We start from the raw sequence: 18,594 nt of genomic DNA on the forward strand, positions 1-18,594 counted from the left end.
AGCGTCATGGCCTCCCTCCTCCGCGCCGACGGCCGGATCGTCGAGCGGTGCACCGTGCTGCCGTCGATCGACGTCGCGGGATGGCAGCTCCTCCGCGCCGGCGACGGCTGGACGGCGCGAACGCGCGCCGCGCGGGCATGACCGTGGCGCACGTTGCGGGCGATGGCGTAGACCCAGGGCACCACCTCGGCTCCCTCGGCGAAGGTGGCGCGCGCGCGGCGCGTAGGCAAATCAAGCCGGCAAGTGCGCGGGCGTGCTCGCCTCGGCAAGTCGCCCACGTTGGCGCGCAAGCGCATCGGACCGCGCCCTGCGAAGCCAGAAGAGCCTACGAGGGCGGACGAAGACGCCGCTTCGAAACGCAAGCGTGGCGGCTATCGGGCGGTCGATAAACCGCGCCGAGCTCTTGCGCCGCACATTTGCGATCGACGTCCTCGAGTGCCCAGCTTGCAAGCGGCGGATGAAGCTCGTCGCCATGGTGACCGAGCCAAGGAACATCGCCCGCTTCCTCTCCGCGCTCGGCGAGCCGACCGACGTCCCAGCTCGCTCTCCCAGCGCCGACGCGGCGGCCGCCGTACTGGGGGTTCGGGGCGCAGGGCGCCGCAGGCGACCCGGAGCCCCGAGCGTTGCAGCGCACCGTTCTGCGCCGCAAGGCGCCCGGTGACGCCGCATAGCGTCTCGCGACGCGCCTCCCGGGCCAGACCAACGCCCGGACGGACACATGGGCCCACGGCACGTCGATGCGCCCCGTAGCGCGCTCGGCGCCGCCCGGACCACGCTCTTTCGGCCCAGGACCGGGCCATCACGACGCTCGCGGTCCCACCCTTTCGGTTTGCTGCGCTACACTGCTTCGCGCTGCGATCCGGCTTCTTTTACCTACGCGCTCAGCGATCCGACGCACCGGTTCGTCTCGCGCGGGGTGAACCACGTCCTCTCGCTGAGCACCAGCATCCGGGCGGATTCGGGGGATGGCACCACCAACTCGCCCGCGGAGCGCACGGGCTGGGGCGGGGATGGCTCGAGCGACGGCACGTTGCGCGGCTTCCTGAGGGACGCGATCACCCAGCACTTTCCCAAGCGCCTCGATCGCGAGCCGGGCGTCGACTTCCGCCTGCCGACGTCGCAAGAAGATGACGTGGCCCTGGCCTTCCAGCTCAGCCTGGGCCGGCTGAACGAGCTCGATCTGGCGAGCGTCCGCCTGTCCGACCCGGAGGCCGAGGACGGCCGGCTCGCGTTCATGGATCGACGGCGCCCGAGGGCTGCCCCGCACAGGGCTTCGTGTCTGGCTCGCTGGAGCCGCAGGCGCTGGCCACGAGCAGCAGCGACGCGGCGAGATGCGCGCTCCGGCGCCGCGGCGCGGCCCTGGTGAGATCGACCGTGTTGTCATGAGGAGGATCGGATTCGAGGAGGAGTCTCATCGGTTTCTCCCTTCGCGGCAGCGCCGCTCGTCCTCCACGTTCTTCGCAAACTCGATGCCAGCGCCCGAGGGAATTCCCATGCAGGCGTGATGGGCGCCTGCGCCGGAGAAGGGGCCGGCGCGCGAGCGCCATGCCGCGTTGCCGGCAAGAGCGACCGTGCCGCGCAGAATGATCTCGGAGGCAGAGCAGCGCTGGCTGCGGCGCGTGGGGTGAGGGATCTGAAGCATCCCCTCGAACCTTCCGGGAAATTCACAGGCAGGCGGGGAGAAGGGGAGTAAAGTCCCCTGGATCTCCCTGTCTCCCGCCTCCCTGTTCAACTCTTCGCCAAAAGTGCCGACAAAAGTCACGTCATCGTGGCGAACCAGCGGTCGAGGAGGGTTTGCGCCCGCTCGAGCTCCGAGCGCTCCGTCACCTCGTTCTGAGCGTGCATCGTCCGCTCCGAGCCCGGTCCGAAATTCGCAGCCGGGATCCCGAGCGCCGTGAAGCCTTCCACTTCCGTCCAGGTTTGCCGAGCCTCGACGCGCAGAACGCCGCTCTGTTCGAGGGCGGCGATGAGCGCGTGATTCCGGTTCGGCGGCGCCGGACGGGAGAGCTCCTCGAACCGGACGGCCCCCACGCGGTCCACGAGCGCCATCAGCCGCATGACATCGGTCAACGAGCTCCGACGCCGCGGAGGATGTTCGATCCACCTGGGACCGGTCCCGCTGCTGCGGCTTGACATCTCCGACGCGGTTGGATTCTGATTCCTCGATGAAGCGATCGGTCCGCTGTCTCACCTTGCTCGCCGCGCTCCTCGGTGGCTCTTTCGCGCGCGCGCGGGAGCGGCCGAACTTTAATGCGTATTTCGAGGCGCACGCTGCGCCTTCCGTCACGAAAAGCCGAGCCCCTGCGCAGGCGGCTCCGTCGAGCCGGGCATACGTCGCGTCGATCGATCCGCGGCGCGGCACGCCGTCCTTCTTCTGGGCGCCGCGCGGTGCGGCGCCCTCGGCGGTGGTCGCGTCAGGATCGCCCGACGTCGCGGCCAAGCGGGCCCTCGCCGGTTATGCGGAGCTGCTCGGCGTCGCGCGCGATGTCATCGAGTCGGCCAGGGTGCGCGAGGTCCATGATCTCGGCCGAGGCGGCATCATCGTGCGTCTGGCGCAGGAGATCGGCGGGGTCGAGGTGTTCCATGGCCAGGCGAACGTGCTCCTCGATCGGGCGCACCGGCTCGTCGCCGCCTCGAGCGCCCTGCACCCGAGCGCGGTCCGCTCCCAGAAGCGGATCTCCGAGGTATTCGCGCTCTCGCCGGCCGACGCGGTGGCCCGCGCGTTTCAGGATCTCTACGAAGCATCGCTGCCTGCGGCGCTCCTCGTCGAGGCGGGCGCGAAGGATCGCTACGCGCTCATCGACGCGATCGCGCCAGCCGGGGATCTCCAGTTCTCGAGGCCCGCGCGCGCGAAGAAGGTCTACTTCCCGATCCCCGGTCAGGCGCCCGTGCCCGCGTATTACCTCGAGATGTCCGTGCAGCGCACCCACGAGCGGAGCTCGGACGCCTACGCCTATGTGATCGCGGCCGACGACGCGCGCGTGCTCTACCGCGAAAACCTCACCCACCGCGCCGCGTTCAGCTATCGCGTCTGGGCCGAACCAGCGGGCGACAAACGACCCTTGGACGGCCCGCAGGCCGGCTACTCTCCCCACCCGACGGGCGCGCCAGACGGCTCCTCGCCGCCCTATATCCCGGCGAACCTGGTCTCGATGGAAGGTTTCAACAAGAGCCCGGACGGCGACGCCGATCCCTGGCTCGCCGCCGACGCGACCGAGACGAGCGGCAACAACGTCGACGCGTACGCCGACCACCAGAGCCCCGACGGATACAGCGACGGCGACGTGCGCGCGAGCACGACCTCGCCCGGCGTGTTCGATCGCCAATTCGACACCTGCGCCGCGCCCGCCGCGAACCAGGCGCAGACCATGGCGGCGACGACGCAGCTCTTTTATGTCACCAACTGGCTGCACGACTATTGGTACGACTCGGGCTTCGACGAGGCGGCGGGCAACGCGCAGAGGTCGAACTTCGGCCGGGGCGGCATCGAGGGCGATGTCCTGCTCGCCGAGGCGCAGGACGGCGGGCCCGAGGTCGACCCGCTTCACGTCAACAACGCGAACATGCAGGCAGGCGCGGACGGCGACTCGCCGCGCATGCAGGTGTTTCTCTTTGAGGGCGCGATCACGTCCTCGTTGGTCGTGGAGCCAGGGAAGGGTTATGCCACCCGCCGCGCCGCGTTCGGCCCCTCCGAGTTCAACGTGAGCGGCGTCCTCTCGGACGTCGACGACGGATCCGACGTCGATCAGGGCGGCGGCCGGACAGGGACATTCGCCGACGGCTGCCAAGCGTTTGGAAGCAACGTGTCCGGGAAGGTCGTTGTTATCGATCGCGGCGCGTGCACCTTCAAGCAGAAGGCTGTCAACGCGGAGGCCGCCGGCGCGAAGGGGGTGATCATCGCAGATAACGAGGTCAACCCTGTGCCGCCGACGATGGACGACGGCGGCCCGCCCGGAGCGGTGAACATCCCCGTCGTGTCCGTCACGCTCGCCGACGGCAAGGCGATCAGAGATGCGATCAAGGCCGGCGTGACCAAAGCCACCATGACGGGCGGCTGCGGAGTCAAGCGCGACGGCGCTCTCGATAACGGCATCGTGGCGCACGAGTGGGGCCATTACATCCACCTGCGCCAGGTCGCCTGCGCGACGACGATGTGTGGTAGCGAGAGCGAAGGCTGGGGCGATTTCATCGCGCTCCACATGATGCTGCGCGAGACCGACGACCTCGACGGCACCTTTGCGACCGGCGTCTATGCCGCCGCGGCCTTCGGCGACGCCGGGTATTTCGGCACTCGCCGCGTCCCGTACTCGGTCGACACGAAAAAGAACGCGCTCACGTTCAAGCACATCTCCGATGACGTGGATCTGCCCGATACGCACCCTATCGCTCCCATCGGCGCGGCCCAGAACGCCGAGGTGCATAACGCCGGCGAGGTCTGGGCCACCATGCTCTTCGAGGCGCAGGTCGCGCTCCTGAGGCGCTCGAGAGAGGCCAGCGCGCCCTACACGTTCGAGGAGGGCAGGCGGCGCATGGCCGATTACGTGGTGGGTGGCCTGAAGCTCGCCCCGCCGAACCCGACGTTCCTCGAGCAGCGCGACGCGATCCTCGCCGTGGCCGCCTTGGCCGACCTCGAGGACATGAGGCTCATCGCCGAGGCCTTCGCCAGACGCGGCGCGGGTAGCTGCGCGATCTCGCCCCCCACGGATTCCGAGGACAACGTCGGCGTGGTCGAGAGCTTCGAGACCAAGGGAGTCATTTCAGGCCTCAGCGCCGCGCTCGACGACAAACTCTTCTCTTGCGACTCCGACGGCAAGCTCGACGCGCTCGAGAAAGGGTACGTCACCGTCTCGTTCACGAACACGGGGGTCGCCGACCTCACCGACGCGGAGGCGACGATCTCGGCGGAGATGCCTGGTCTCACGTTTCCTGGCGGCAACAAGGTCGAGTTCGGCGTGATCCCGCCGTTCGCCACCGGGCTCGCCGCCGTCGAGGTGGCCCTCGACGGCTCCGTCGACAAACTCCGCAGCCTCACGCTGAACGTCACGGTCGCGAGCGCCGAGACCTGCGAGGCGCAAGCGACGACGGTTCAGGTTCCCTACATCAACTACGACAACGTGCCGGATTCGTCCGCGGCCGACAGCGTCGAGAGCGATGTCATCGCATGGTCCAGGGCGACGATCGCGCCGGGAGGGGCGTCGGCCGACGAGGTCTGGAGCCGGGAGCAGATCGCCGCGTCAAACCATGTTTGGCGCGGCGTCGATTTCGAGAGCACCAGCGACACCGCGCTCGAGTCGCCGCCCATCCAGGCCGGCGCCGGGCCGATCCGCCTCACGTTCACGCACAAGCACGAATTCGAGGTCGGCCCTTCGCCCGACGGGGGCCGCGAAGCCAACTATGACGGCGGCGTGATCGAGATCTCGCAAGACGGCGGCGAGACTTGGCAGGACGTCAGCCTGTTCGGAGACGCCAGCTATAACGGTACCATCACCCGAATCTCGGGCAACCCCCTCGGAGATCGCCAAGGCGTTGTCGGGAAAAACCCCGGGTGGCCAAGCTTCGACACCGCGACGATCGACCTCGGCGACGCGCTGGCCAACAAGACGTTCAAGCTGCGCTTCCGCATCGGCACCGACGAGGCGGCGGGCGCGCCGGGCTGGGAGATCGACGATATCCGCGTGGACGGGGCCATCAACACCCCGTTTCCTATGGTCGTCGACGACAGAGCCGACTGCGCCGGGGTGCCGGGCGCCGGCGGCAGCGTTGGCGCTGGCGGCGCCGGCGGCGCCGGCGGGGAGGGGGGCATGAAAGACCTCGGGCCTGATAACGACAACGACGACGGGGGCGGCTGCGGTTGCGCCGTGGTCGGCGAGGACCATCCGAGCATGTTCGCGTCCGTCGCTGCGCTCGGGCTCGCGGCGCTCGGCGGGCTCGGGCTGCGGCGTCGCCGCCGGAGCTGATCTCCTGCCCGCGAGCGTCTCGCGACGGGACTGTCGCCTTGGAGACCTCAGGTGGGGCGGCGGTGTGTGACGGGCTCGCGACAGGCGCGCCTGGAGCGCCGCTCGATGGGCCTCGTGAATCTGGCCGTGACGAGCGACCCGGCGTTTGATGTCCTCGGCGTGTCGCGCTCGCGCCGGCGCGTCGCACCTGTCATCGCACGGCCCCTGAAGGTGAATCTCGGCGCTGGCACGGCGATTGGGGGCTCCCTCGCGGACCACGCGAGGAGAGAACCCATGTCGATTCAACGGAACATGACGGCAGCGCTCAGCATCTGGGCATCGCTTTCAGCGGCTGCGACAGCGATCAGGAGGAGACCCTTGAGGGGCTCGATGACGCGACGGTGGGCGAGGAGGTCGCCGAGGCCGAGCAGGCGCTCTGCGTCCACTCTCAATGTGATGCCGGCGGTGCGCTCGCGCCCTCCTGCGACCCGTGTGCGGCGAGCGTCTGCGCCGTGGACTCGTGCTGTTGCTCCGTCGCCTGGGATTCGGTCTGTGTCCAGGAGGTCGGCAGCGTCTGCGGCCAGTCCTGCGCCAACGTGGGAGATCTGACGTTCAACGGCTGTTACGGCCAGCGCAGCGGCTGCACCCGCCCTCTCCGGCGTCGATCGCCTCGGGAAGCGCGTCGACGGCGCCGATTACGACCAGAACCAGCTCGTGGGGATGAACGAGGCGTTCGCGTACGCCCTGCTCCACCAGGCGACGGGCGACGTGCCGGTCGCGACCTCCGATGTATTTCTGCGTCGTTTCGTCAACAAGCCCGATCGCGAGACCATGGCGACCCCCTATTCCAGGGTTCTCTCGTGGTCGACGCCCGCGGAGCGGGCCGCCCTCGAGGGGCTCTCGGACGCGCTGGGCCTCCACGGCGAGCACCGGCTCCGCGCCGCGTACGATCGCGAGTTCGGGCCCGGGGCCGGGAGGAGCGATGTCGAGGACGTGGCATCGGCGCACCGGTTGCGGTTCATCCGGCTCGCCGAGAGCGTGGTGCTCGCGCGGGCGCTGCGGCAGAGCGGCCACCGCGCGCGGATCGAGCGCTTCGCGCGGCTGCGCGCCGCGGAGGCGCGCAATCCGCTCGTCGAGGCCAAGATGGCGAGCCAGGCGCGGCAGGACGGCCGGCGGCGTGCCGCCCGGTGACTCGGCGGCGGCGTCGCCCGCATGCCCCAGGTGCCATCGGCGAGTGCCGCGCGTCAGCAATCCTGGCGGGACGATTCCGCGGGGGCGAACCGTCGCGAACCGTCGCTTTCCTCGAAATTCCAGGGGGGCATGACCCCGGATCGCACCCCTTCGGACGGCATGGACCCAACCCGGGCCCAAGCGGCGAGCCCCGGGCTCGCGGAGCTCGCGCCGGCTGAGCCGTCCTCCCGGGCCGCCGTGGTCGCCTCGCTTGCCGGCACCCTGAGCCGCGCCGTCGCCCTCGGGGACGAGGTGGCGGCCCGGGTCGTTCACGAGGCGCTCGGTCGGCTGCTCGGGCTGCCGGTGGCACCGCAGGGGTGAGCAAGCGTGGCGGGTGCTCCAGCGGCCACTCGCGGGCGCAGAGAGCGGGGCGGTGCTCGCGCGACTCGTCGCTCCGGCGCCAGTCATCGCGCTACCCGCGTGGCGCATCGCCTTCGATGACGGGTGAGGCCGCACGACGGCCCTCTCGTCCGGAGAGGTACCCCCTTGCGGGTCGACGCACGGTACGCTCTCATCGAAAGCCATGCCCGCACAGATGACGTTCCGTCCGGCAGAGACGCCCCTCCGCGATCTGCTCGAAGAGATACATCGCGGCGATTTACAGCTCCCTGACTTCCAGCGGAGCTGGGTATGGGATGACGAGCGCATCCGCGATCTCATCGCCAGCGTCTCGCAAGCGTGGCCGGTAGGAGCCGTGCTGCTCCTCGAGTGTGGCGGTGAGGTGCAGTTCAAGGCGCGGCCCGTCGAGGGGGCCCCTGAGAACCGCGGCCGCGAGCGGCGCCTCATCCTCGACGGTCAGCAGCGGCTCACGTCGCTCTACGTCGCCCTCCGTACCGGGCTTCCTGTCGCCACGGTGGACACCAAGGGCAACCGCATCAATCGAATCTACTTCTTTGACATCCGTAAGGCGATCGAAGAGAGCGTCGAGCGTAAGGACGCGATCCTGGCGGTCGACCCGACCCGGCAGATCCGGGAAAACTTCAATCGAAATGTCGTGTTGGATCTCAGCACGCCAGAGAAGGAATTCGAGCAGCTGTGCATTCCCGTGGCCACGGCGTTCGACCCGGCGGCCTGTCAGAACTGGCGCCGTGGGATGAGCAAGCTGCACCGGCACAATCCCGAGGTCGCCGACTTGTACGACCAGTTCGAGCTCGAGGTGGTGCAGTCCATTCAGCAATACCGCCTCCCGTCGATCGAGCTCGGTCGCGGCACCTCGCGCCAGGCGGTCTGCATGGTGTTCGAGAAGGTGAACACCGGTGGCAAGCCGCTGGACGTGTTCGAGCTCGTGACCGCCACCTATGCAGCGCGCTCCGTCGATCTCCGCGCGGACTGGGAGGCACAATTGCAGCGCATGCGGACCCACCGTGTCCTCGCGGAGCTTACCCCGACAGATTTCCTCCAGGCCGTCACGCTGCTCTCCACGTGGCGACGGAACACCGACGGTCGCGTCCACGTCGGCTGCCGCCGGATCGACATCCTGAACCTCCCTCTGGAGGAGTACCGCGCCCATGCAGCGGCAGTCGAGCAGGGCTTCGTCACCGCAGTGAAGATCCTCGAGCGGGAGAAGATCTTCGAGCCCGAGTACCTGCCCTACCAGAGCCAGCTCATCCCGTTCGCGGCCATCGCTGCGGCGCTGGGCCCGCGTCTCCTGGAGCCCTCGGTCCGCGAGAAGATCCTGCGCTGGTACTGGTGCGGTGTCTTCGGCGAGCTATACGGCGGCACGACGGAGACCCGCTTCGGACGAGACATCAACGAGGTGCCTGCATGGATCGACGGCGGACAGGAGCCGTCGACCGTCATGGACTGCAACTTCGTGCCGTCACGCCTTGCAACGCTCACGACCCGCAACAGCGCCGCTTACAAGGGCTTCATGGCGCTGCTGCTTCAAGAGGGCGGAAGGGATCTGTATACCGGAGATCAGATCGAGCGATCGATGTATTTCGACGAGCACGTCGATCTTCACCATGTCTTTCCCCTGTCATTCTTTAAGGGGAAAATGGGGCCGCCATTCACCACGATCATCAACAAAACTCCGCAGACATCCCGCACGAACAAGCGCCTCGGCGGCGTGAATCCAAGCCTGTACATAACCCGTATCGAACGCGGTGGCGTGGAACCACGAAAACTCGATGAGTTCATCGAAACTCACTGCATCGACCCGGCGTCTTTGCGTCAAGATGACTTCGGTGCGTTCTATCGCGAGCGCGCTCGCCGACTGCTGGACGCCGTCGAGCGCCTGACGGGCAAGCCGATCAATGGCCGTGAATCGGAGGAAACGGTGCGCACCTTTGCCGGCCCCATCCCCAGGCTCGTCGTGGCCGGAGGGCCCCGGCCTACTCAGAAGCTCTTCGACCATTACGACGTCATCGAGGAGCTCCCGTCGGGCGGTATGTCCAGCGGCTATAAGGTGCGGGGTCCGGGCGGAGAGCTCCTGTTCATGAAGAAAGTGCCCATCGAGGGCGTCGCCTCCGACGCGTTGCGGCGCGAGATCGACATCTACGCCCGCCTGGAGCGCGCGCAGGTGGAGGGAGTGCTGCGCATTCATGGAATCGAGCGGAACGAGACCCACGTCGCGCTGCTTACAGAGCTCGCGGATGGCGGCTCGCTGGCATCGTACCTACGCGCCGCCGGCGGTGCGCTGTCGCCCGCGGAGGCGAAGCCGATCGCGCTGACGGTGCTCGCCGCGTTGCGAGAACTCCATGCCTTGGACGTCGTCCACCGCGATCTGAAGCCTGAGAACGTCCTCCGTTGTGGCGGGCTCTGGAAGCTCTGCGACTTTGGCATCGCGAAGAACCTCCGGCGTCTCGTCACGCAGCACCGCACCTTCGCGGGCCACGGCACGCCGGGGTTCGCGCCGCCTGAGCAGGTGGACGGCGCCGAAGCCCATCCCAGCGCGGATATCTACGCATTCGGAAAGCTGCTCGCCTACCTCCTCACGGGACAGACCGATGTGGACAAGGTCACGCAGCCTTCCTGGGGCAAGCTCGCCCGGACATGCACCATCCGTGAGCCATCGGGACGACTGAGCCTTGATCAGGTAGAAACGGATCTGGTCGCGATCGTGACCTGAACGCGTGGTCAGGGGCATCATCGTCACGGCGACCTCCCGCAGCGACATGACGCTCGTGCGCTTCACGGCGACGATGTCCGATGGCCGGCGCTGCCGCCGCTCGAGAGCATCGCTCCGCAGGCTGCGGAGTCAACGCGGCCCTTCGATGCCCGGGTGGCGATCCTGGCCGGCCGCGAGGCCTAGGCGGTGCGCGCCAGCGTAGGATGTGACTTGCGGCGTTGATCGGTTCAGTCGACGACATCATCGCGCACCGAGATGAGCTCGGCTTCGAGCCGCGTTCATCAAGGTCCAGTTGAAGAGCTCGAAAGAGACGATCGGCGACCCCCTGGATCTCGGCCCTTTGCGGCAAGGTCGGCGCAAATGAGCACGGGCTGCTTGTGACGCACAGAACCTTCACGCCGCAGGCGCGAATCTTCGGGAAGAGCAAGTCCGAACCTTCGGCTCACCGACGGGGAGGAACTCGTCGAGCTCGTCCTTGCGCATTACGAGCAGTTGGACACGAAGTACAAGGGGCTTCTGCCCCTCCGGCGCGTCTACATCCCCGCGACCGCCGAAGGGGAAGACGAGTAGGCACGCGCGTCCTCACGCAGCAGGGTCGACGGGGCGACGCCTGCCGGCGATCTGCAGTGGCTTGTTGCGTGGGGTGCGGTCGCGAGCGCGCTGGTGCCCACGTCGTCCTCGTGTAGCCAGCGGCGATAGACGCCGCATACACGAGACGCGCAGCGACCACGTATCCCCCTACTCGGCTGGAACGGCAGCTGACCTTCCCCTGAAGTGGAGGACGACGTTCGGCGGCGTCACTGTCGTCGCCTTCACGGCGCGGATGCGCGTGAACGCTCCCTGCTGGCGCGGATCCATCACCTCGAAGCCGAGCCGCGCGAGCCCCGTGCAGAACGCGTCGATGTCGTCGAAGTGGCTCGCGGGCTCCCAGATGTGCAGCCGGCCATCTAGGCGGAGGCATCGGTGAGCCTCGCGCAGGTAGTCGGTGAAGTTCGCCCCCATCAGCGACAGGCAGAAGATGGCGACGTCCAGCTCCCCGTCGCCGAGCGGGACGGCCGCGATGTCGCACGCCACGACGCTGGGGTTCACCGCGACGTGATCGAAGCTGCGAACGTCGTGCTTCGCGCCGACGCGCTCGGCAATGATCGCCTCGCCGCAGCCGAAGTCTCCGATGACGAGCGGGTCGCGCTGCTCGAGCCAACGGATCTCCTCTTCGAACGGCACAACCGGCCAGCTCTGCCGCGCCTCGCGATAGAGCGTGTGGTAGTGCGCCCACTCCTCCGCGTTGGCCTCGAGACGCGCGTGCGTCTTCTGGCTGGAAGCCGCGTACCAGCGGTTGTTGATCCGGGTGAAGTCGCCGTACGCGGCGACGCGGCGCTTGACCTCGGTCGGTTCGCCCGACAGCGGGATGACGATCTTCCTGCGCGCGATGGTCTCGACCGCGCCCTCCTCGAGCCGCGCGAGCCAGCGCATGATGTCCTGCTGCGCCTGCGAGGGCGTCCTCAGGTTGCCCTCGGGGACGACGCCGTCGACGGCGGCATCCGCGATCGACTTCTTGTACTCGAGGCGGTTCAGCTTCGACTCGCAATACGACCAGCGCTCCCCGTTCACCATGGCGAAGGTCACCGGGATGACGACATCGACGTGCGCGAATTTGCTCCCCTGCCGGTAGAGCCTGCCGATGAGCTGCTCGTACTCGGCGTTCGTCCACGGGAGGACGTTGATGATGAGCTTGTTGCAGACGTGCTGGAGGCCGTCGACGCCCGTGCCGATTCGACTCGACGCGATGAGGACGTCGACGGCGCCGTTCGGCTTCAAGAACTCGCGCAAGTCGGAGTCGTCGGTCTCGCCCGTCAGGAGCCCCGCCGAATGGCCCGCGGCCTTGATCGCGTCGAGCAGATCCTTCGCGATGCCGTCGACGAGGTGCGTGTAGACGAGCACCTTCTCGCCGCGCGCGATGTTCGCAAGGATCGTGGGCAAGCGGAGGCGCGTGAGCACCTGCTCGAGCTCCAACGTCGACCCCTGTCCCACGAGCCGGATCTCGTGGAGGTCTGAGGAGCAGTCGATCTCTTCGCGCCTGACCGTGAGCTGGATGGCGTAGTTGGGCCTCCAGCGCGTCCCGAGCGTCACGAGCCGCTGGTAGAGGCGCATGCAGTTCTGAACCGTGGCTTTCGTCTCGAGGTCGTCGTGGCGATGCCCGGTGATCAGCTCGACAAGGCTCTTCCCCTCCTGGAGCACGTTAATGACCGGGGTGCCCGACATGCCGAGCACGCAGAGCTCCGCGTTCTTCTTCCCCGCCTCGAGCACGAGGCCCTGGACGAGCCGCTTGCGCTTGCTCATCGCGGCGCCCTCGTCGCGCTGCTTCGCGTAGTGGATCTCGTCCACGACCACGAAGTCGACGACGTTCTTCTCTAGGAATGCGACGAGCCGAGCCTCCGAGTCGGGCTGCTGGAACTGTTCGTAGTTCAGGACGAGGTAGCGCGGAGCGCTGGCGAGCGGGTCCCTCCACTCCGGCGTCCACGTCTTCTTCGCCACCTCGCAGCCGGAGAACGCGTTGTCGATCTCGCGGGCCCAGTTGTCCACGACCGCGTTAGGGCAGCAGATGACCGTCAGGCTCGCGCCGGCGACGCGGGTCGCGAGGATCGCGCTCAGGGTCTTGCCGGCGCCCATGCCTGACCAGTTGCCGAAGCGCCGCGCCTGGCGGACGCACACGGCGACGCGTCGCTGCATGAGGTTCGGCGGAACGATGGGCCCGCCCGGCACTGGCTGGAACGCGTAGCCCTTCGGCATCACGAGGGCTTCGGCCTCGTCGAACTCGGCGAGGAATCGATCCCTCACCAGCGAGGAGTACACGTCCCCTTGGAACGAGGCCGCGTGCTCGCGCGCCTCCTTCGGGTTCAAATACGCGTGCCGCCAGAGCTTGGCCTTCGCGCTGTCGAGGAGGAACTTCACGGTCTCGGCGTCGGCGCTCGCGATGAGCGCGCTGTCGAGCGCCTGGAGGGCCTCGCGCGTCGTCACGACGGGCAGCTCCCCGTCGCCCTTGGCATCCGGCGGGCCGTGGACGTCGACCTCTGCACCCACGTCGATGTCGGCAGCGTCCTCAGGCTCGGGTGCGCTCGGGAGCGCGAAGCGGTCGTCCGGCACGTCCGTCCTTCGGCGCTCCGGCTCGGGCTCCACGACCTGGAGGATGGGGCCGTCGTCGTGCGGATCGGCGCCGCCTCCACGGGCCATGAAGCCGTCGACGAGCGACGGCTCGCCGCGCAGGAACTTCTCGAGCTCGGCGACGGGGAACTTGCCGCTGGTGAAGGCCTTCACGAACGGCCGCGACGCCTTGTCCTTCAAGAGCCCGGCCTGCATCGCGAGCGCGAACTTCTCACTCGGGTCGAACGCGCCGACGTGGGCGAGGAGCGCCTGGACGAACTCGCGGATGTGCTCGAGCGACCAGCCCGCATAGCACGTCGGGCAGCGGGAGCCGCCCTTCGCCCGCGAGCGCACGGTGGCCTGGTAGTCGTGGCCCTTTGGACAGGTCCACCACGCCGTCATGATGTGGTCGGCGTCGACCGATTGTGGCGTGACCGCACCGTTCCGCGCGGTGTTCCACTCCGCGGCGATCGTGGGGTGCGTGACGACGAGCGAGGTCTTCGCGAGCGCGCACGTCGGACACTCCGCGTCGCGGATCATGAGCAGCGGCGCGCGCTGGAAGTCGTGACCGGCGGGGCAGCGCCACCAGCACGGAGCAGTCGAGGTCGCGTCGACCGTGCTCGGCGTGAGGTCCCCGTTCTTCTCCGGGTGCCATAGCGCCGCGAGCGCCGGGCGCTTGTCCGCGAGCGAGGCGCTTGAACCCGCGACCTTGCACTGCGGGCAGGCGGGGTCGCGGAGCAAGGCGCGCGGCGCGCGCTGGAACGCGTGACCACGCGGGCACGACCACCAGGCGGCCTTGTAGCTCATCGCGGACACCGTCGACGCGGCGTCCGGATTCTTTGTGGCGTCCCACAGCGGCCCGAGAGCCAGGTGCTCGGCGACGGTCTGAGACATGGCGGCTACTCCGAGAGCGGGGGAGGTTTGATGCAGTCGGCGCTGAGCCAGCGCGGATCCTTGGGATCGAGCCCAGGCGGGAGCCCGGGGCCGGTCACGGTCCTCCCCTGCTCCTCGTCCTCTACGAGGCAGCGATTCAGGTCGAGGAGGAACTCGGTCACGTCCTGATCGGAAGGCATGCCGTACGCTTCGGAGACAGCCTCGTCGAGCGCGCGCTGCACGTCTTTGAGCGGGTGAGGGCCGGCGACCTCGGCGGCCTGATACAGGGCGCGTAGCGACCAGCCGTTGGCCTCCATGAGCCGATCGCGCGTGGCACGGAGCTCGCGGGCCGCGGCGGCAACGCGCGCGACGCTGCTCTCCGAGGCCTCCTGCGGCCAGGGAAACGTATTCCAGACGTCCATCGTGTATCGGATCCTGTCCACAAGCTTGCTGCCCTTCGCGATCGCCCAGCGCCAGTGCGCCGAAGATTGGAGAAGGCCGAACGCATAATCGTCATCGAAGGCGAACATCTGCAACGAGTCAGTCGGGAAGAATGACGTCGAAAGAAACGCAAAGATCGGACGCGCCGCATGCTTCGAGCAGACGATGATCCGGCGCATCCCGTTGGACGCTTGAAAGAAGGCCTCACGAGGGCGCCACGACTGCCACCAGCGCTCGCTCCATCCCTCGAAGCTAGCCGACTTGTTCTGCACCTCCGGAAATTTCTTTCGCTTCAGGAAGGCGAACGCGGCACCTCCGCGTTGTGCATGGGCCAGGTCACGGCAATCACTCATGTCAACGATGTAATCGGGGCTCGTCGACAGCTTGCCCCCGAGGAGGTGGTTGCCATCTGCCACGGGATGAATGAATGGGCGCGAAGAGTGATCCGACCACATCTCCGCGGCGGCGGCCTTGTTGACCTGGTTGCACTTCGAGCCAACATGAATGCCTTGTGACGACCTCGGACCATCGTTGGCGCGGATTTCGCGAGCGTCGCTCACGTCGGCGTGCAGTTGCAGATGCGGAGCGATCACCCTCACTTCATGAACCACACCCTCAATCTCGAGAACATGCGGCCCTGCCGGATCGCCCTTGGTCCAGTTGACCATCGCGACGTTAACGGCCGCAGCTCCCGGCCACGGCCGTGACGAAACCGCGTTCGTGATGGTCGCCCCGTTGGCTACGATGTACTCGAGCGCTGCGACGCGGCTGTTGCCCTCACGCACCGAGCTCGTGCCGATCAATCCTGCGCGTCCACCCCGGGGAAGCCTGTCATGGGCGCGACGAAACCAATAGCAGCAGTAGTCGGCTCGGCCAGGAACGTCGGGAAACACATCGCGGAGTTCGGCAAGATACCCCGGGCTCAGCTCGCTGCTTATGCTCGTGCCCGCGAGAAACGGCGGATTGCCGACGATGGCGTCGACCTCTGGCCACTCGGTGAAGAGAGCGTCGGCGCAGACGATGTTCTTGTCGAGATTGTCGAGGGGGAGGGACGGGTCGACCTCGAGCTCTCCCTGGAACGATGCGTCGGCCGCCTTCTGCCGCCGGTCCTCGAACGCGATCTTCTTCGCGATGTTGAGCGTCACCCTGGCGAGCTGGACCGCGAACTCGTTCGTGTCGAAGCCGTGGAAGTTCAGCGTCGAGATCACGCTGCCCCAGCCGATGCCCTGGCCCGAGGGGAACTCCCGGATGCGCGCGAGAACCTGCGTCTCGAGGTTGTAGAGCTCGCGGAACGCGACGTAGAGAAAGTTGCCGCTCCCGCACGCCGGATCGAGCACGCGGAACTTCGAGAGCGCCCTCCGCACCTCGAGCAGCTCGGCGAGCGTCTTCGCCTCGGCGATCCGCTTCCGCCAGGGCTCGACGATCGTCGGCCCGACGACGCGCATGATGTCCTCGTGCGCGGTGTAGTGCGCGCCGCTGGCGTGTCGCTCGGCGTCGTCCATGATGCCCTGGAAGACGCTGCCGAAAATGTGCGGATCGACGTACTTCCAGTTGGCCTCCGCGGCCCGCGTGAGGACGGTGAGCTCGGCGTCCCCGAGCGGCAGTGTGACGGGCGCGGCGAAGAGACCGCCGTTGAAGTACGCGACCGGGCGCGGCGGCTTGACGTCGCGGGTCGCCATCAACGTGAAGAGCTCGCGTAGGCGTCGCTCGACATCGCGATGCCGCGCTCCCTCGTACAGGAGCGTCGTGAAGTAGTCCGGCGGCAGCAGGCCGATGTCCTCGGCGAACATCGTGATGATGCACTGGAGCGTGAACTGGATGATGTCCGCCTCGCGCTTCGGGAACTTCGCTTTGAGGCTCCGGTAGAGCTTCGCGACGACGTCCGCGACCTCGCGCGAGACCTTGCCGACATTGACGATCTTCGGCGTCGTCCCGGGGACCCAGCCTTCTCCGAGGAAGACGAATGCGTCGCTGTACTTCGGGAGGTCGTCGATCGGGGTCGCGAGGCGTGGCACTGAGCGGTCGCGCCCGAGGTCGTAGAGGCGCAGCTCGCGCTGGTTGGTCAGGATGACGAATTGCGGGCCGGGGCTCTGCTCCAGGCAGGCGCGGAGCAGGTCGTTCCATGCAGTGTCGAGCGCGACCTCCGGCGCCACGACGTCGACGAGGATGCGGCGCTCGCTCCAGAGGGCCGCGACGGGGCGCGTCGTACGCTGCCCGAGCTCCACGACCGAGAGCGACGCCGGAATGTCAGCGCCAGGGGGCTCGCCGTCTCGCCAGCCAAAGCACGCGAAGAACGCCTTGACGAACCTGGTCTGGGCGTCGCGTCCACTGAACGTGGATTTCGCGCCCACGGGGCACCAGTGGTGCCGACGGCGACGCGCGAGCGGCGTTCCGCCGACGAATGCGACGCCAATTACAACTGCGCGTTCCCAACGCGTCGCGAAGGCACACGCCCCCCTTACCCCCCGCAATGACTTTGGCTGGTTCCAAGCTCAATTGAGCTGGCGAGCGAGCTGCGAGCGCTCTGGCACGTGCAGGGTCGTGCCCCGACCCGACCGGGCCAACCTTCCCGGGACGAGGATCAGCGCGCGGCGCAGCCACGGCGTTCGCCAGCTCGCGAGGTGCGGAACATGGTCGAGCACATACCGGCGCATCAGGTTGGCGGTCAGGAGCTTCAGCAGCAGCGCGGCATGATTGGCGTTGAAGCTGTGGCTCGGCACGCGGCCGCAGCCCCACCCATGCTTGAGATCGCCGATGAGCGGCTCGATGCCCGCGCGCAGGTCATACCGCGCCGCGACGTCTTCCGGCGCTTCGACCGGCTCGTTGGTCAGGAAGACCTGCACCGTGTAGTCGAGGTCCTCCCAGAGGTAGATCTGCTTGCCATTGTACCGATCGCGTGTTCGTACGGCGATCACGCGGACGCCATCCGGCCAACCGCTGCGCCGGAAGGGGACCTCGGCGACCTGTCGTCGAGGACGACCATCGGCATCCCAGTCGATGGTACGCCATCCGGTGGCGTAGGCGACCATGCCCACCAGATCGGGGCTCATCCGCGCCTTGGTCAGGAAAAAGCATCCCTTCGCGGCGACGGCGTGCATCAAGGCGCTGCAATCCCCCGCTCCGTCGATCCGCACGTAGATGGCCGCGCTCGGCGCTGCGGCGCGCGCCCGGTCGATGCACTGCTCGACGAAAGGCACATCGGCTTCGCCGAAGCTCGTGTCACCCGGTCGCAGCTTGGCTCCGACGACGGCGTCGGCCTCGGCGATGCGCGCCAGGATCGGATGATAGCTCGGCCGGCCGTGGTATCGCGGGTTCGGGCCTGGAAGCGCCCCCTCCTGCATCCCGAAGAGCGGCTCCACGGTCGTGTCGACGTCGAGGTGCACGAATCGGTGCTTTCGCCGCGCAATGAGGGCGAGCCCGTGGTCGACGACCATGCCGTGCAGCGCTTCAACCGCCTCCTCATCGAAGCGGCACAGGTCCCGGTAGACGGTGTCGATGCTCGGGACGACCCCGCCGGCGAGGCGTACGAAGAGCGGATCGACGGCGAGCGCCTCGATGCCGAAGACGCGCTCCTCGCCGGCGAGCGCGCTGTCCATGAGCAGGCGCATCTGCGCGGCCATCGGGTAGATCACCGAGCGGCCCGTCTTCAGCCGGGAGAACCTGCGCCTCAAGGCCGCGTCGACGCCGAGCTGCCGGATGAAAGCGCCGAACGGGGCAAGCCCTGCGACGCCGGTCAGGTTCTTCTCCGTCGGTTCGACGTGGATTCTGCATGGGTCTGGCCGCCGGATTCGCTCCTGGTGCCGCCCGTCGCCTTTCCTCTTGAACCCGAGTTCGCGCCGGCGCACCTTGCAGGTGCTCGGCGTGTGCCTTCGTTTGGTCATAGCAACCCGGACGGGTCGCCAC

The 18,594-nt window shown here is 67.9% G+C and carries 10 protein-coding genes; 6 read left to right on the forward strand and 4 right to left on the reverse strand.

Annotation, left to right across the window (positions count from 1 at the left end; all coding sequences use genetic code 11):
- Positions 1-6 precede the first annotated feature (6 nt).
- Both WMF45_RS46430 and WMF45_RS46435 read left to right on the forward strand, forming a co-directional pair.
- A complete protein-coding gene (locus WMF45_RS46430; RefSeq protein ID WP_437713228.1) occupies positions 7-141 on the forward strand; it encodes a hypothetical protein in 135 nt (44 codons plus the stop codon).
- Positions 142-829: 688 nt separating this feature from the next.
- The gene (locus tag WMF45_RS46435) at positions 830-1,366 is read left to right on the forward strand and encodes a hypothetical protein (protein WP_437713229.1); all 537 of its coding nucleotides are present in this window, start codon (positions 830-832) and stop codon (positions 1,364-1,366) included.
- Positions 1,367-1,758: 392 nt separating this feature from the next.
- On the opposite strand, the gene WMF45_RS46440 is transcribed toward WMF45_RS46435, so the two are convergent.
- Positions 1,759-2,070, reverse strand: a complete 312-nt coding sequence (locus tag WMF45_RS46440; RefSeq protein WP_437713230.1) for a hypothetical protein — start codon at positions 2,068-2,070, stop codon at positions 1,759-1,761.
- A 95-nt stretch (positions 2,071-2,165) separates the two neighbouring features.
- Here WMF45_RS46440 and WMF45_RS46445 point away from each other — a divergent pair, with 95 nt between their 5' ends.
- From WMF45_RS46445 to WMF45_RS46460, 4 genes are all read left to right on the forward strand, one after another.
- Complete coding sequence (locus tag WMF45_RS46445; RefSeq protein ID WP_437713231.1) at positions 2,166-5,957, forward strand: M36 family metallopeptidase; 3,792 nt, start codon at positions 2,166-2,168, stop codon at positions 5,955-5,957.
- A 699-nt stretch (positions 5,958-6,656) separates the two neighbouring features.
- Positions 6,657-7,127 (forward strand): hypothetical protein, encoded by a 471-nt coding sequence (locus tag WMF45_RS46450; RefSeq protein ID WP_437713232.1) that lies wholly within the window; start codon positions 6,657-6,659, stop codon positions 7,125-7,127.
- Positions 7,128-7,256: 129 nt separating this feature from the next.
- Positions 7,257-7,487, forward strand: a complete 231-nt coding sequence (locus WMF45_RS46455; protein WP_437713233.1) for a hypothetical protein — start codon at positions 7,257-7,259, stop codon at positions 7,485-7,487.
- A 202-nt stretch (positions 7,488-7,689) separates the two neighbouring features.
- Positions 7,690-10,236: a protein kinase domain-containing protein gene (locus WMF45_RS46460; RefSeq protein ID WP_437713234.1), complete on the forward strand. Its 2,547-nt coding sequence runs from the start codon at positions 7,690-7,692 to the stop codon at positions 10,234-10,236.
- Between the two features lie 738 nt (positions 10,237-10,974).
- Here the strand turns inward: WMF45_RS46460 and WMF45_RS46465 are convergent.
- From WMF45_RS46465 to WMF45_RS46475, 3 genes are all read right to left on the reverse strand, one after another.
- Positions 10,975-14,271, reverse strand: a complete 3,297-nt coding sequence (locus tag WMF45_RS46465; protein WP_437713235.1) for a zinc-ribbon domain-containing protein — start codon at positions 14,269-14,271, stop codon at positions 10,975-10,977.
- 5 nt (positions 14,272-14,276) lie between these two features.
- Complete coding sequence (locus WMF45_RS46470; protein ID WP_437713236.1) at positions 14,277-17,042, reverse strand: DNA methyltransferase; 2,766 nt, start codon at positions 17,040-17,042, stop codon at positions 14,277-14,279.
- 141 nt (positions 17,043-17,183) lie between these two features.
- Positions 17,184-18,572 (reverse strand): IS1380 family transposase, encoded by a 1,389-nt coding sequence (locus WMF45_RS46475; protein ID WP_437711387.1) that lies wholly within the window; start codon positions 18,570-18,572, stop codon positions 17,184-17,186.
- Positions 18,573-18,594: the final 22 nt, after the last annotated feature.

The sequence above is a fragment of the Sorangium sp. So ce448 genome, assembly GCF_051520915.1.
Lineage (GTDB): Bacteria > Myxococcota_A > Polyangia > Polyangiales > Polyangiaceae > Sorangium > Sorangium cellulosum_B.

What these genes read in the sequence shown, in the direction of transcription:
- WMF45_RS46460 (WP_437713234.1), top strand. Translation starts at nt 7,690, where the DNA reads ATGCCCGCACAGATGACGTTCCGTCCGGCAGAGACGCCCCTCCGCGAT.
- WMF45_RS46455 (WP_437713233.1), top strand. Translation starts at nt 7,257, where the DNA reads ATGACCCCGGATCGCACCCCTTCGGACGGCATGGACCCAACCCGGGCC.
- WMF45_RS46450 (WP_437713232.1), top strand. Translation starts at nt 6,657, where the DNA reads ATGAACGAGGCGTTCGCGTACGCCCTGCTCCACCAGGCGACGGGCGAC.
- WMF45_RS46430 (WP_437713228.1), top strand. Translation starts at nt 7, where the DNA reads ATGGCCTCCCTCCTCCGCGCCGACGGCCGGATCGTCGAGCGGTGCACC.
- WMF45_RS46465 (WP_437713235.1), bottom strand. Translation starts at nt 14,271, where the DNA reads ATGTCTCAGACCGTCGCCGAGCACCTGGCTCTCGGGCCGCTGTGGGAC.
- WMF45_RS46475 (WP_437711387.1), bottom strand. Translation starts at nt 18,572, where the DNA reads ATGACCAAACGAAGGCACACGCCGAGCACCTGCAAGGTGCGCCGGCGC.
- WMF45_RS46445 (WP_437713231.1), top strand. Translation starts at nt 2,166, where the DNA reads ATGAAGCGATCGGTCCGCTGTCTCACCTTGCTCGCCGCGCTCCTCGGT.